At 28.2% G+C, this 15628-nt stretch carries 16 protein-coding genes; 15 read left to right on the top strand and 1 reads right to left on the bottom strand.

What is annotated here, in order from left to right; translation table 4 throughout:
• Nucleotides 1–107: 107 nt before the first annotated feature.
• The 8 genes from argS to TS70_RS03965 all read left to right on the top strand — a co-directional run bounded on the left by argS (nucleotide 108) and on the right by TS70_RS03965 (nucleotide 9426).
• Nucleotides 108–1781, top strand: a complete 1674-nt coding sequence (argS, locus tag TS70_RS03995) for an arginine--tRNA ligase (protein ID WP_198049483.1) — start codon at nucleotides 108–110, stop codon at nucleotides 1779–1781.
• 45 nt (nucleotides 1782–1826) lie between these two features.
• Nucleotides 1827–3344 (top strand): hypothetical protein, encoded by a 1518-nt coding sequence (locus tag TS70_RS03990; RefSeq protein WP_198049482.1) that lies wholly within the window; start codon nucleotides 1827–1829, stop codon nucleotides 3342–3344.
• A 76-nt stretch (nucleotides 3345–3420) separates the two neighbouring features.
• Complete coding sequence (locus tag TS70_RS07570) at nucleotides 3421–3912, top strand: hypothetical protein (protein ID WP_232332436.1); 492 nt, start codon at nucleotides 3421–3423, stop codon at nucleotides 3910–3912.
• Nucleotides 3858–4706, top strand: coding sequence for a BMP family ABC transporter substrate-binding protein (locus tag TS70_RS07565; protein ID WP_241460620.1), 849 nt, complete (start codon nucleotides 3858–3860; stop codon nucleotides 4704–4706). The genes TS70_RS07570 and TS70_RS07565 overlap by 55 nt, the downstream gene beginning before the upstream one ends.
• A 135-nt stretch (nucleotides 4707–4841) precedes the next feature.
• Nucleotides 4842–5102 (top strand): hypothetical protein, encoded by a 261-nt coding sequence (locus tag TS70_RS03980; RefSeq protein ID WP_040093058.1) that lies wholly within the window; start codon nucleotides 4842–4844, stop codon nucleotides 5100–5102.
• Nucleotides 5103–5187: 85 nt separating this feature from the next.
• Nucleotides 5188–6876, top strand: a complete 1689-nt coding sequence (locus TS70_RS03975) for an MSC_0882 family membrane protein (RefSeq protein ID WP_232332435.1) — start codon at nucleotides 5188–5190, stop codon at nucleotides 6874–6876.
• A gap of 73 nt (nucleotides 6877–6949) precedes the next feature.
• Complete coding sequence (hemW, locus tag TS70_RS08515) at nucleotides 6950–8029, top strand: radical SAM family heme chaperone HemW (RefSeq protein WP_040093060.1); 1080 nt, start codon at nucleotides 6950–6952, stop codon at nucleotides 8027–8029.
• Nucleotides 8030–8151: 122 nt separating this feature from the next.
• Nucleotides 8152–9426: a Sapep family Mn(2+)-dependent dipeptidase gene (locus TS70_RS03965; protein WP_308699448.1), complete on the top strand. Its 1275-nt coding sequence runs from the start codon at nucleotides 8152–8154 to the stop codon at nucleotides 9424–9426.
• 73 nt (nucleotides 9427–9499) lie between these two features.
• Here the strand turns inward: TS70_RS03965 and TS70_RS03960 are convergent, their stop codons facing one another.
• Nucleotides 9500–9763 (bottom strand): hypothetical protein, encoded by a 264-nt coding sequence (locus TS70_RS03960; RefSeq protein ID WP_040093062.1) that lies wholly within the window; start codon nucleotides 9761–9763, stop codon nucleotides 9500–9502.
• 190 nt (nucleotides 9764–9953) lie between these two features.
• On the opposite strand from TS70_RS03960, the gene TS70_RS03955 reads away from it, so the two are divergent.
• The 7 genes from TS70_RS03955 to TS70_RS03925 all read left to right on the top strand — a co-directional run bounded on the left by TS70_RS03955 (nucleotide 9954) and on the right by TS70_RS03925 (nucleotide 15342).
• Nucleotides 9954–10427: a hypothetical protein gene (locus TS70_RS03955; RefSeq protein ID WP_198049481.1), complete on the top strand. Its 474-nt coding sequence runs from the start codon at nucleotides 9954–9956 to the stop codon at nucleotides 10425–10427.
• Between the two features lie 13 nt (nucleotides 10428–10440).
• Nucleotides 10441–10884, top strand: a complete 444-nt coding sequence (locus TS70_RS03950) for a hypothetical protein (protein ID WP_198049480.1) — start codon at nucleotides 10441–10443, stop codon at nucleotides 10882–10884.
• 242 nt (nucleotides 10885–11126) lie between these two features.
• Nucleotides 11127–11837, top strand: coding sequence for a hypothetical protein (locus tag TS70_RS03945; RefSeq protein ID WP_040093066.1), 711 nt, complete (start codon nucleotides 11127–11129; stop codon nucleotides 11835–11837).
• Nucleotides 11838–11857: 20 nt separating this feature from the next.
• Nucleotides 11858–12640, top strand: a complete 783-nt coding sequence (locus TS70_RS08510) for a TrmH family RNA methyltransferase (RefSeq protein ID WP_040093067.1) — start codon at nucleotides 11858–11860, stop codon at nucleotides 12638–12640.
• Complete coding sequence (yihA, locus tag TS70_RS03935) at nucleotides 12640–13239, top strand: ribosome biogenesis GTP-binding protein YihA/YsxC (RefSeq protein ID WP_127092750.1); 600 nt, start codon at nucleotides 12640–12642, stop codon at nucleotides 13237–13239. The genes TS70_RS08510 and yihA overlap by 1 nt, the downstream gene beginning before the upstream one ends.
• A gap of 39 nt (nucleotides 13240–13278) precedes the next feature.
• Nucleotides 13279–14409, top strand: a complete 1131-nt coding sequence (locus TS70_RS03930) for a formate/nitrite transporter family protein (RefSeq protein WP_198049479.1) — start codon at nucleotides 13279–13281, stop codon at nucleotides 14407–14409.
• Between the two features lie 243 nt (nucleotides 14410–14652).
• Nucleotides 14653–15342 carry a hypothetical protein gene (locus TS70_RS03925; protein WP_198049478.1) on the top strand — a complete coding sequence of 230 codons (690 nt, stop codon included), beginning with the start codon at nucleotides 14653–14655 and terminating at the stop codon, nucleotides 15340–15342.
• Nucleotides 15343–15628 lie beyond the last annotated feature (286 nt).

Genomic DNA, 15628 nt, shown 5'->3' with positions numbered 1-15628 from the left:
TAAAAAAGGGTATCGCAAGAAGTCTATTATTGTAAAATTCGAAAAAAAGATAAGTAATTATAAAAAGTATGTAAAATATATATAAGAATAAGAAAGGAAGCGGAGTTATGAATACGAACGTTAAACTGATTGAAGAACTTTTACAACAATATTTAAAGGTCCACAATTTAACAAAAGAAGTGATGGTTGAAAAACCACGGCAAGAAGGGTTTGGGCACTTATCAACAAATCTAACTTTATTATTAGCTAAGGATTTAAAAAAAGCGCCAAACAAAATTGCTGCAGAAATTATTGCCTTTATTGAAAAAAATAATAAACCGTATTTTAAAAAAATTGAAATTGCTGGGGCAGGATTTATTAATTTTACATTAGCTGATGAACAATTACAGCACGTTATTAGTGATGTTTTAAAATTACAAACAAAATATGGTCATTCAGCCCCCAAAAACTTTATTTATAATTTAGAAATTGTATCAGCAAATCCTACTGGTTTTTTACATATTGGGCATGCCCGAAACGGTGCAATTGGTGATAGTGTTGCTCGGATTTTACGTGCCGCTGGGTATAAAGTGCAAACTGAATATTATGTTAATGATGCAGGTAATCAAATTAATAATCTTGCAGTAACTGTTTTTGTAAGTTATCTAAATTTATTAGGGAAAAAAACAGAACTACCACCAGAAGCATATCGCGGGGATATGTATGATGAGGTAGCACAATATTTTGTTGATAAGTATCAAGATAAATTTATTGATGTAACTTTTGATGAGGATTATAAACTTAGTGATCCAGAAGTGCACGAAATGTTTCGTAAGAAGTCAGTTGATTTATTTTTAGATATTATTAAGGAACAATTAAAATTATTTCGTGTTGAAATCGAACACTATTCTTCAGAAGCATCAATGTATGAAGGTGGTAAAATTCAAAGTACATTAGCACAATATGCGAAACTAAATAAAACATATCAGCTTGATGGTGCATTATGATTAAAAACAACTGATTTTGGTGATGATAAAGATCGTGTTTTAGTTAAATCAAATGGCGATTTAACATATATTACACCAGATTTAGCTTCCCATAATGAACGCTTAATGCGGTCAAAAGCTGATAAATTAGTTAATTTTTGAGGTGGTGACCACCATGGGTACATTATCCGAATGCTAGCTGGTTTACAGTTATTAGGTTATAAAAAAGATATTTTAGATATTGATATGATTCAAATGGTCCGTTTAATTAAAGATGGTGCTGAATATAAAATGAGTAAACGAAAAGGAACAGCAGTTTGATTAATTGATTTAATTGAAGAAATTGGGGTTGACCCGATTCGTTATATGTTAGTTTCAAAGAGTGCCCAAAGTCATATGGATTTAGATATTGGTGTTTTAAAAGAGCATTCATCAAAAAACCCAGTTTATTATGCCCAATATGCAACAGCACGTTGCAATAGTGTTTTACAACAAGCTAAAGTTAATGATATTAAGGTTGATGATGTCAAAACCTTTGAGTTATTAACTTCCCAAAAAGAATTAGATCTTTTAAATGATATTGATTTGTTTAATCGTTGTATTGAAGGAGCCGCAAAGTTACGTCAACCGCATCTAATTTGTGATTATTTACAAAATATTGCACGGCAATTCCATTCGTATTATAATGAATCAAAAGTTATTAATTTAAATAACTTAGAATTAACAAAACAACGTTTAGTTTTTATTAAAGTAATTTATCAAATCTTAGCAAATGCCTTTAACTTATTAGGGGTTAATGTTATTGAACAGATGTAAATTAAGTTGTGCTATAATTTATCATAGAAGAAAGAGGGGCCAAGCATGTTAAAGAATAATTGAGATGTTTTTCTATTTAATCCATTAATGTTATTATTGTTATTTGTTCTTTATATTTTAATTTTAGCGAAAAACATTAAAATTAAACATGCTAGTCAAAAGGCATTTTTCGTTCAAACTTTTTTATATTGATTTGCGTTATCAGCCATTATTGGTGATAATTTAGAATTTAGAAATTTATTTTTTGCTGCTTCAATCAATAATTTTGAAGGGGTTGCGTTAATTGCCGTTACATTGCTGTCATTTTATGCATTTTTAGCAATGATTCCTTATGTTTTCTTACATAAGGTTTTTTCTCGTGTTGGGTGACATTTTGCGCAATATGGGATTTTCGCTGGTTCCGCACTAGGGATTATTATTTTAATGGCTTATCCGTCGCTACCAACTTTAATTATTGCGGCGATTTTTTTAGGGTTTGGAATCATTAGTAAAGCTAGTTATTTTCTGTCATATAATGAAGTCTATGGTCGTAAGTTTTTTCCTTTTAAAACGGTTAGTTTAATTGCCCCATTAATGACTTTTGCCCTTATTTTTGGTAGTGAATTTAATAATTTGGTGACAACAAGAGGGAGCGATTTATCCAATCATTTACAAGTTGTAATAATTGGGGCAATTGCGGTTTGTGCGATTGGGATTGCCGCAATGTTATATTCGTTCTTTTCACATAAAGAATTTACTTCGCAGCCGTTTACCGTTGAACAACAAAAAATGTTTGAACCATTTAAATGAAAAAAAGTTTTAATTATCTTTTTTATGTTTATTTTAATTATTGCCTTAAAAGAAATCTCCCAATCAAATATTTATATTTGATTATTGGGACAGCGGACTTGGGAAAAATACCATGATGTTTTAAAAGTTAACCAATTTGTTCGTTTGAATGAACAGTTATTTTTAATTCCGCAATTTTTTGGGGCTTATTTAGCATGTCATTTACTTTATAATAAAATCGGTGTTAAATATTGTTTTAGTTTAGGGTTGTTATTATGATTCTTGTTCTTTAGTGTTGCTGCTTTTAACCATTCTCCTGATGCATACTTATTTTTACAAATAATTAATGGTTTAGCTTATTCAATGTGTTTTAGTATTTTATTTGCAATGACTTGTGAGTGAAAATATCGTTCACCAACTAATCGTCCCGTTGTTGCTCAATTCCAATTATTGTGATTTGGTGTTGAATTTATTACAAAATTCTTTGATGACTTTGTTCGTGACAAACAAATTGGAATATTTAGTAATTATGTTGTTCCCGGGCAAAACTATATTCCAGTTGATAATTTTGCTGGTCAAATTGATAACATTACAACAATAATTTTTACAATTTGTGCATCAATTGTATTAATTATTCTGTTAATATTTTATTATACCTCAGACCTAATTTTAGCGGAATATCGCAATCATTTACGATTATTAGTTCCTAAAATTAACTTATTGCTACGTGAAAGCTTTATTAGTCGGGTAAAGTCAAATATGGCAATTGGGGCAGATGAAAAAAATAAAAGTTAACATAATAATTAATTATTCCTTGGTTTAAGAAGCAATGCTTTTTATTATTTTTAACTTATTTAAAAAGGAGTGTATAATGAAAAAACTAATGAAGTTTATAATGGCGTTACAAATAGTTATTCCTTTAACTAGTTTTTTAACAGCTTGTTTAAAAAAACACCAATATATGAGTAATATTTGAGTTATTAGTAGTAGTACTATTAATGATAAGTCTTTTAATCAATCAGCGTGAGAAGGAGCTAGTCGATATCTTGTCACACATTCCGAACAGTCAGTTTCATCAAATTGACAAGATAGTAACATCCGTGCCAGTTACTTTGAACCAGTAGGATTAACCCCAGCGGAGTTTAAAACAGCTTATATTACAGCAAGTATTGCTGGTGCAAAAACATTAATTTTACCAGGTTTTATTCATGGTAATACCATTGGTTGAGCGGCGACATTAGCAAATAATATCATTTTTATTGATGGTAGTGGTCAAAATATTCATAAGAATATGGATCAAAAAGAATCGTGAGTGATAATGTTGTTGGAATTTTATTTCAAAAAGAAATTGCTGGTTTTTTAGCGGGACTTGTAACAGCAATGTGACTTAATTTGCATCAAACACAATTTAATGGTCAATTAGGGATTGGAACTTATGGTGGGATGGATAATCCAATTGGGGTTTCAAATTACTTATGAGGCTTTTTATTATCAGCGGATATTTTTAATGAAATAATTAATAACAATAGTCTTTATCCTAACTTACATCACTTAAAACAAGATATTTTAACTCTCTTACAAGGAATTAGTCCAACATTGAAGGGATTACAACCAATTAATAAAGTACAAACAGTATTAAATAAAAACGAATCATGGTTTTCGCAATCATTTAATCAGGGGGATGGTAAAGTTATCTCAGACTACTTAATTAGTAAACAGGCGAATGTTATTTTTCCGGTTGCAGGACCACAAACGCAAGATACAATTGATCGAATTAAATATAATGAAGCAAAGGCAAAAGTAGTTGGTGTTGATACAGTCCAGGCAGAGATTTATGGTGATCAATATATTATTACGAGTGGCTTATTAAATATTGCTCAAGCAACAGAAGATGCTTTAATAAATATTTATTCACCAACATGTGGTTATCAAACAGATAGTAAAATATGAGATGCTAAGAAAGCAACTAATAAATGTTGAATTAATACTGATCAATCATCAAGCACAAATGCTAATTGATTGGGTGTTGAAAAAACAAAATGAATTGATAGCAAAATTATTAATTACATTGATAAAGATCCAAAGTTATTAAAATTAGCGGCAACGGTTGGAAAAATTTATCGTAAAATAAATCAATTCATTTTGTTGATACCTTAACTTTAACATATGAGAACCAAAAAACACTTAAAAAAGCGATTCTAACGTCGTTAGAAGATGGATTAAAATAAAAAAATATTTTTTGTAAAAATTTAAAAATTATAGTATAATGCTTTTAGATAGTGTGGTGTTTATATGGGAGGAATCTTGGCTATTAGTATCAAAATCTTAGATTTAGAAATTCCAATAATCGGGTTAGTTGGATTTCTACTAGGGTTCGCAACGCTATTATTATTTATTTATTTTATTATTACTTTTTCTTTATTTCGAAGTAAAAAGAATAATCAAAATTGAACAAATATGATGAAATTAAAAGAAGAAACAAGTTTTAAGGAAAAAATTGAGTATTTTGAACAAGAAATTATGCTAGCTAGAAAAACGGGTGATAAAAACTAGATAGTTCTTTTTTTAAATAAATTAATTTTCACAAGTAGGGTAGGTGAAACAAAGTATGGGTTTTTTTAATACAGTAAAATCTTTTATGACTAAAGATAAAGAACATGATAAACAGTCACAAATGCAACCAGGTAATGGTTATGGTGATAATTTTAATCCTGAATTATTGAACCAAAATGACCCAAATTTTTCTCATCAACAAATAAATAATAATGGTATTGCGCAAAATCAATGGCCACAAGATCAGTACTTCCGTCCCAATGAAACATATAAACAAAATCAATTAAATAATACCGAAATGTTATATCAAAATCACAATACAATTCGTCCGGCACGAATGAATTTAAATAACCAATATAATTATTATACAAATAATGAAAGACAGTATATTGATGAAGAACGTGAGTTAATTACAGCACCAGCAGTAGCACCATCAACACCGCCAGGTTATGTTGAACCTTATTATAATCATGATGCCGCTAATAATTATTCTCGTCCAGTGCAACCACAAATTTTACCACGGCGAATTCATCAACCAACATCAAATTCAATGCAAGATCAATATTTAGCAGGTCAACAGAATTATGGTGGGTATTCGTATCCAGAAGCAATGAATTATCAAAATAATCGTGATGGTTATTTTAATGATGATCATGTTTATGTAAATCAATATCGTCGTCCTTACCAACGTCGTGTTGTTAATCCATATAGTCAGTTACAGTTTAACGAACAATTTAACCAGTCCGAATTATCTTATGATGGCAAAAACTATTATCCTAATGTAAATTCACAACCATATTTTGATGGAAACCAAATGATGGCAAATGCAATGCCAGCTCCACCTGCCTTTTATCAAAATAATAATTATTTACCACCAGCCCAGTTGGAAGGTCAACCTTTTCAAAATGGTTTTGAAAATAATCGTTATGCTTATCAGCCACAATTACCAGCAAAACATCGTCGTCGTCATTTTAATCGTGAATATGCTAATAAATTAATTTCGTTAGAAATTGCGCGTGAAATTCGTTCGGAAAAAGTTCGAACACTAATTATGATTACATTTGGTCTTTTTGGCACAATGTCAACAAGTTTATTTATTGCCTTATATTTCATTTCACATCAACAAGGTTTATCATCAATTATGGAAATTCAAGCGAAATATATTCCCCATCCATTTTTAACAATTACCTTTTTATTAATTTCATTAGGATTATTATTTGCCGGAATTTTTGATTTATCACGGGTTCGCATTGAAACAAACAATTATATCTCGCATTTAATGCGTGGTAATCATACGATTCCACACTTCTTGATTGATAATTATAAAAAAATGACTGTTCGTAGTATTATTTTAAATTGATTAGCATTTCCAACATATTTCTTTGGCGGAATTGTGTTAGGAATCCTTTATGGTTTTCAACAACATTCTGGCGAAGAATTCCGATTTGGATTTTGAAGTTGGGGAATTGTTGATGATTTAACAGCAGCAATTACAATTACAATTACGATTTTAATTGCAACATTAGGAATTCATATTGCTAATATTGTTTTAACAAAAAAACGTAAAGCAAATATTATTGGTTATTATGGTTATGAAATTGTTAAACCAGAAGAATTAGCGGCGTTGAAGAAGAAAACCAATCGCATTTGCTTAGTTATTTTTATTATTTTTCTAATTATCTTAACGCTAGTAATTTCAATTTCATGGTTAATTGCTCGTCGTCGTAAACGTCGTGGTGAACCAATCCTTGGTCGTTGATTTAACCGTAATTAAGAATTGTGTTGAAAACAATTCTTTTTTATTTGAAATTATCTTATAATTATTAATAAAGAAGTGAGGATTAATAATGATTGAACATTTATATGTACATATTCCTTTTTGTGACCATATTTGTTTTTATTGTGATTTTTTTAAAATCAAAAAATCACGGAATGAAATGGTTGACGAATATTTATTGTCGTTAGAAGCAGAAATTTCACAGCCCCAACCACGATTCAACTTAAAAACAATTTATTTAGGAGGCGGAACACCCAACAGTTTGGATGATAGCCAATTAGAAAAATTATTACAATTGTTGCAAAAGATTGATCAAACAGCAGTTGTTGAATATACGATTGAATTAAATCCTGAAAGAATTATGAAAAGTCAATTGCAACTTTTAAAAAAATATCATGTTAATCGGTTATCAATTGGGGTGCAAACATTTAGTGATCAGTTATTAAAAAAAATTAATCGTCATCATAGTGTTGCAGATATTGTTACTAGTTATAATTTAGCGCGCAGGGAGGGTTTTAATAATATTTCTTTTGATTTAATTTATAACTTATTTGACCAAACAACAGCTGATATTGAACAAGACTTAATAATGGTTAAACAATTACAACCTGATCATATTAGTTGATATTCATTAATTTTAAAAGAAAATTCTTACTGAGGAAAAACGAAAGTCAAATTGCCTGATTATGATATTGCCTTTGATGAAATTATTAATGCGGCTCTTAAAAAAATGGGGTGTGTTCGTTATGAAATTTCAAATTACACTAATAACAATAAAAAATCACAGCATAATTTAGGATATTGAACTAATAAATCATTTTGATTGCTTGGACCAGGAGCAGCTGGTTTTATTAATGATGATGGTTATTATTTATTAGAAAATAGTCGAAAATATGCCAATTGAACGCAGCAGAAAACAGAAATATCATTAGCAGATTATTATTTTCAAATTTTAATGATGGGATTACGAATTTTGGAGGGCATTAATTTAGGAACAGTCAAAGATGCACAAGCAGCAGTAAATTATTATGAAGCTAAAATTACCGCTGAAGTTGCAAAAAATAATTTGGTTTTTGAAAATAATCATTTACGTTGTACAAAACAAGGATTAAATATCTTAAATGATATTTTAGTTAATATTATGGAATAATTTTTATGTTATGATATGAGTATCAAGGCCCTTAAAAGGGAAAGGAAAATAAAATGGAAATAGATGTTATTAAATTACAAGAAAAATATTTTTCAGAAGCACTAGTAAAAATTTAAGATGTTATTAAAATTCCATCTGTTCGTAGTGCAGCACAACCAAATGCCCCATTTGGAGCAGGAACAAAAGCTGTCTTAGATTATGCTGTTAATTTAGCAAAAGAATTAGGTTTTAAAACTTATCAGGACCCTGAAAATCGTTATGGGTATGTAGAATATGGAACGGGTGCTGAAATCTTTGCAATTTTAAGGCATTTAGATGTTGTTCCGGCGGGTGATCTTAAAAAATGAGATTTTGAACCATTTCAACCTCAAATTAGCGATGGAAAGTTATTAGGTCGTGGTGCATTTGATGATAAAGGACCAACCATTATTAATTTGTATGCTTTAAAATATTTAAAAGATCATAATTATCAACCAGATTATTGTATTCGTTTAATTTTTGGTTTAACAGAAGAAACCGATTGAGCATCAATTAAAGCATATATGGCAGTTGAAGGAACTCCAGCATTAGGTTATACCCCAGATGGTGAGTTTCCAGTTGTTTATGCCGAGAAAGGAATTATTAATGCCGATATTATTGGTGAGGGACAAAAATTTGTTTTATTAGGTGGCGAAGCGTACAATTGTGTGGCTAATGTTGTTCGTTATCAAGAACCTTATCTTACAGACATTAAAACTAAGTTAGACCAAAAACAAATTGAAACAGATCTTGAAGATGATTGATTAATCGTGAAAGGAAAAGCATCCCATGGTAGTTTACCTGAACGAGGAATTAATGCTGCTTTAGTAACATTAGCAACCTATGCTGAATTTACAACTGACTCGCCAATTGCTAATTTTGTGAAAAAACATCTATACAATGATTTTAATTTTAAACAAATTTTTTCAACAATGAAAGATGATACCGGTTTATTGATTGTTAATAATGGCATTGTTGAGATTAATGCTGAAAAAACCCGTTTGACATTAAACATGCGAGTACCAATTTCATATCATTTAAAAGATGTTGAAGCACCATTAACAGCGGAACTATCAAAATATCATTTACAATTAGCGATTATTTCTTCAGAAAAACCAATTCATATGCCACTTGATAGTCCAATGATTAAGAATATTATGCAAGTTTATCGTGATGTTACTGGTGATCATGATGCAAAACCAGTCGCAATTGGTGGTGGAACTTATGCAAAAGCAATGCCAAACTGTGTTGCTTTTGGGGCTGAATTTGATATTAATGAGTCAACAATGTATGCATATAATGAGTATGTTAAAATCAGCGACTTACAAAAAATGTTAGAAATTTATACAAAAGCAATTCCGTTGTTAACAACAAAGTAATATTGTTGTAATTAAAAAAGTTTTAACAAAGATCTTTATAAGGATATTTATTAAAACTTTTTATTTTTTATTATTACACTAATTTAGCAAGACGTTGAGCAATTGATGGTTCTCCTTTTGCTCAGAAAATAATGACGAAGATTGTTCCAATAATTGTTGCCATTAAAATTCATTGTAACAAAGAACATAATCCATAAACAAATTTTCCTTTGCGCGTATTTGGACAATCAGTTCCAAAAAGCAGGGTCCCAACAGGATTCACATTAAAAATTCATAAAATTACGTTTAATCAACAAAACAAGATGTTGAAAAGTGATGATAACATTCTTTTAGCCATAAATTTGACTCCTTTCATCTTAAAGATAGTTATTTCATATAAGAATTATACTATGAATTTTTAGAAATTTTTCAGTTAAATTGTTTGGTCATTGTTACCTCATTTAACATTATTTAACAGATAAGTTCATCATTGTTTCCGTTTAATTTGTGATATAATTAATCCATTAAATTCTTTGGAGGATATAATAATGAAATTAGAAAACTTGCAAGATTATGATAAACCAACTGTTGAAAATAATGAGCAAAATAATGAAAATATTGTTAAACGTCATTATGAATATTGAATTAAGTTTAAAGATAAATTATTTGGGTATTTATATGAAATAATTAAACTTGGTAAAATTACTTCGTTTTATTGTAATAACTGTAATCAGGAGAAAGATATTGATGATTTAAATATTTATGATCTTTTTTTTGGTTTTAGTTTTGATAAAGTTAATGTAAAAAAAGAAACAATTGATCAATTTAATGTTGATTTATGTAATGAATGTAATGAAATGAATGATGTCACTAATTCATATATTAAAGTTTTACGTAATAATGTTGCTTGTGTTTATTGCAAAAAATTGCTTTACCCAGATGATGAACACTTAGTTCTTGATAATAATAATTATTGTTCACGAGAATGCTTACGCAAATATCTTAATAAAACAATTAAGTAGGGGGATTAAAAAGATGAATAATAAAGTTTTAAGTAATAATAAATGATTAGATAAATTTGCTGATTTAGTAGCAAAAATCCAACATTTAACTAATATTTCATATGTTGATTGTGAAACTTGTAATTATGAAAATCAAATGTCAAATTTAGTTTTTGCTAATTCTTCATATGAAATTTTATCTGTTTTAATTAAATCAGCTTGTGGTCATGATGTTGCGCAAGGAGTTAGTTTTTCACGAATGGTCAATGACAATGGTAGTGATTTTGAACTATTAGGAGAAGGGATTACGGAGTGTTGAGTGCATAAAGCAAAACCATGTACCCATCATTTAGATGAATCAAAGGCGTTTGTTTGTTATCAATGTGATAACCTTAAATCAAAAATTATGCGAATTGATAATGTTAATGTTTGTTCATTAAAATGTTTAAAAGATTATTTAAATGCACAAGTAAAATAAACTTTAAGAATAAGTTTAAACTATTATTTTTAAGAAAAAAAGAAAGAAGAATTTAAATTGTCAAAATAATTAAATTAAGTTCTTTCTTTTTTAAATTGTAATATTTATTTATGTTTAAAATTTTTAAAAAGTATCTTTGAAGTAAAGATTAATTAATAATTATCCTTTACTTAACGAATGATAAAAGTTAAAATTATAATTAGTTAATTACTAAGGTTTAAAGAAAGAGGTTTATACTTATTATGCCATTATATTATGCAGAACATATTCTAAAATCAAAACAACCAAAATTAAAAGCCCCTTTAACTGCAACTGAAATTGATGCAATTGTTAAAAGCTTTAAACATTTAGTATGCAAAATTAAGAAAGATGCCGTAATTATAAAGCATGAAAAATTTGGATATGAACTTTTTCGTAGTAAAGCTGATGATAAATATTGGTCATATGCTGTTACTTTTACTGAACCAATTGATCCTATCAAACCAATTTATAAACATCATTGAATTGGTAATGCTTTTATTGGTTACGGGTATGATACTCTAGCAGAAACAATTGACCGAACTTTTAAAATGATGGAACAAGGGCCAACCTCACAAACAAATTTTCGTGATTACTTAGATAGTTGAGATGAAGAAAAAGATCGTATTTTCTTAACATGAGAAGAAAAGGAATGAACTTTTGAAAAATACTTGCAATTTCAACGTTGATATAAAAAAAATAAAATTAAAATTATGGCAAAACAAGTTGGTGTTAAAGATGCCGAAGATTATAACAAAGAAAATAATCACGAAAATAAACGCACCGGATTATCGGTTTTATTAGGAAAAATGCAAGACCCACCAAAACGGCCACGAGCAATGGCTGTGGCAATTCGGGAAACAGGAGAAACTAAAAAACAATGAGATGATCCTAAAACAAAAAAATATCTTGTTGGTTTTATGTATGTTAATTAAGAGAGAAAGAAAACAAGCAAATGCAGTATCGTGAAATTAATTCAACTCAAAATGAACATGTTAAATTATTAGTGAAGTTAAAAGACAGAAAATATCGTGACGAATTAAATTTAGCATTAATTGAAGGTTGAAATATTATTGAAGAAGTTTTACAACAAGAATTACTAGTTGAAGTTTTAACAACTGCGGCAAATAGGTCAAAATTAAAAAATATTACTAATGTTTTAATAACAATTTGTTCAGAACCTATTTTAGCAAAATTAAGTCAGAGCAAAAATAGTCAGAATATTATTGGTGTTATTGACTTAAATAAAATGAATAGTAACAATGATTTTAAGGCCAATCAAAATATTTTATTATTAGAAAATATTCAAGACCCCGGGAATTTAGGGACATTAATTAGAACCGGTTTAGGTTTTAATTTTACTAATATTATTTTATATAATCATCCGGTTGATATTTTTAATGATAAAGTATTGCGAGCCAGCCAAGGGGCAGTTTTTCGTACTATTATTAAAGAACTTAGTTTGTCAGAAATTAAAGCGTTACAAGCAAAACACTATAAACTTGTGACAACTGCTTTAAAACAAAAAAGTGTTTTCTTGCAAGAATGACAGGTTAACAAAACAGAAAAATATATTTTAGTATTAGGAAACGAAGGGCATGGTCTTTCTGCTGATTTACAAAAAATTAGTGACTATAATGTTCAAATTAAGATTAGTTCAAAGTTAGAATCATTAAATGTTGCTCAAGCAGGAACAATTTTAATGTATGAAATTAATCGCCAATTGGAGGGAAAATAATGTTTAAGTTTAAAAATGCCAATTATCTTACTTCGGCTGTAAATAAAATGGGATGAATTAATGATGATTTATTTGAAATTGCTTTTTTAGGAAAAAGTAATGTTGGAAAATCAAGTTTTTTAAATATGTTAACAAATCAACGGCAATTAGCAAAAGTTTCACAAATTCCAGGAAAAACAAGAATGCTAAATTTTTTTACAATTAATAATAATCAATTTCGAATTGTGGATGCCCCAGGTTATGGTTTTGCCAGAGTGAACGATGAACATAAAGTTGCTTTTGCAAAAATGATGGAACAATATTTAACTGAACGAAATAATTTAAAATTTGTTTGTCTCTTAGTTGATTTACGTCATTCTCCAACCCAAGATGATTATGAGATGTACCAATATTTAAAGCACTTTAAAATTCTAACAGTTGTTATTGGAACAAAGTTAGATAAGTTGAAAAAAAACGACATTCAGAAACAAGAAAAAATTATTAAAACAAAATTAAATTTTGCCGATAGCGATTATTTTATTAAAACATCAAGTAGTAAAAACATTGGTCGTGATGAATGCTTAACATTATTTGCAAAATTATTAGGATTTAATGTATAATCTAAACCATAGTTTATTTTAAAAATAAAGGGGAAAACAATGAAAAATACTATTAAAATAGTGCAATATCAAAATGAAATTGATAAGTTAGCAAAAGTTGATGTATCAGTTTTAGAAGGCCATTTATCTTATTCTGAACAAGCAATTATTGGTGCTTTTGAATCGTCTGATCGTAAAATTAAGGCAGGAATTATTAATACATTATTAAATGGTTTTTTGGGAGGACTATTTATTTCGGTTGGGTATATTGCTGCATTATATGCTATTCAAGGAATTACAACAACAGGAATTAAACAAGTAATTTTTGGAATTATCTTTCCGGTTGGTTTGTTATTAGTAACATTTTTAGGTGGCGGAATTTATACATCGCATTGTGTTGGTTTTATTAATGCTGCGACAGGACACGCCAACCCATGATTATTTGTTCGTAATTTGTTATTAATTTTTTTAGGTAATTTTATTGGATGTTTGTTTGCGGCAGTTATTATTTATTATGCTGCTGTTTTTGGTCATCAAACAACAACTGATTTAAATAGTTTTGCTGGTCAAACAATGAATATGATTCAACATAAAATTGGTTCAATTGGAGAGGCCTTGGCCCATGGGCAAGCAGTTACTGGTAGTGATATGGGAATAACTTTTTTAAATAGTCTAATGTCAGGGATTTTTTGTAATATTTTAGTTGCTGCAACATTATATGTTACTTATTTTTCAAAAAGCCCAACTGCTTCAATTTTATGTATTTTCTTTGTTTTATTAGCATTTTGTATTTCTGGATTTCAACACGTTGTTGCTAATTCATTTATTTTTTGAATGAATGTCTTAATGTTGGGAACTCCAATGTTCGGGACAGAAGTTTTATCAGGCTCATCAGTTGGTTATTTTGCGGGATTTAATTTATTACCAGCTTTTATTGGTAACTTTTTAGGAGGAGCAATTATTATTCCAACAGTGGCATATTTTATTGCTCATAAAAAGGTTGTTGCAACAGCTGTTAATTTAAAAAAAGAAAATTATGCAAGTAAAATTAAAATATTACAATTAAAGGCTGGTTTTGCGGAGATTATTGATAATAATTTTGTATTAGATCAAACTAAATTTAATAACGCAATTAGTAATGTGCAGTTACCAGTGAAAAAACATTGATTTGTTAAAAAAACAAAAAACTAAGTTTAAATTAGATTCTTTATTTTATTAGAAAAATTAACTTATTTTTATGATAAGAAAAGCTATCTTTAATAGTTTTTTTGGCGTAAGTTTAAGGATAATTAAACGATCAATTAAATCCTCAAATATTTTATTCACCCAGGTATTTTGGCATTATTTTATCTTAAAAAATAATTTTCTTATTCTTTAAGGTAGGATAATACTATCTTAAAGATGAAATAAGAGATGAAGAAAGGTTGATTTTAAATGAAAAATTTTTTAAGTCTAGTAAGTGGTTTAATAATTGGTGTTACGCCAGTTTTAACATTAAATGTTATGAGTTTATATGTTGGAAAAGATAATTTTGAAGTTACTGATTTCAAACCTGAATTAAAATCTAATGAGCAAGCAAAAAAAATAATAAAACGAGAAAGTAGTACAAATCAACAATTCCCCGCTTTTATTAGGGAAGATTTTGAATTAGAAACACCAATTACCAAAGTAACCGCTTTTTATACAACCAATTCTGATGAAAATACATTTGTTTGAAAAAAAGAATTACCAATAGGGACAAAATATAAATTTTTTAATATAGAAGTTAAACCCAATAGTAATTATTGAGCTGAAGGTGGTGATTTTAATTATTTTAGTAATTCTTTGAATTTACCTTTATTTTTTAAAACCAATATTTCATTAGTAAATAATACACAAAATAATAAAAAAATAGCAGAAATTAAATATAATTATACAAAATATGAAACAAGTTTTGACATAATAGATTTCTATACACTTGAAACAGTAAAACTAGGATTAACTGTAAATTTAGAATATTTTAATAATGTAATGACTACTAATTTTATCGCTAAAGCCACTGTTCAAAATACGAATTTATTTAGTTGAGTTAAAACTCAAGCAAAATTTTATTTTAGAGTTATTATTTATGAAAATAAATTATAAATTTGAAGTTAACGAAAATAATTGTTTTAAATAAAAATGAGAGTAAAGTGATAAAATGAAGCACAGTATCTCATTAGAAGAGGAAAACATTTTAAAACAGAATGAAATTAAAAATTGAAATTAAAGTGCTTATTAATAAAAAACAAATTATAAATTTTAAATTAAAAAGAAGATTTAAAAAATGGTAAATTTTGGAATATTAATAGTATAATGTTAGTGATTGGGTATTTTGAGAAAAATAATAATTTTAAAATTTGCAGGAAAATAATATTTTATTTTTCTAAAA

It is taken from the genome of Spiroplasma sp. hyd1 (assembly GCF_016082235.1).
In the GTDB taxonomy this organism is placed as follows: domain Bacteria; phylum Bacillota_I; class Bacilli_A; order Mycoplasmatales; family Mycoplasmataceae; genus Spiroplasma; species Spiroplasma poulsonii.
The sequence above is the reverse complement of the archived record's forward strand: the minus strand, read 5'-3'. Positions and strand labels throughout refer to the sequence as shown.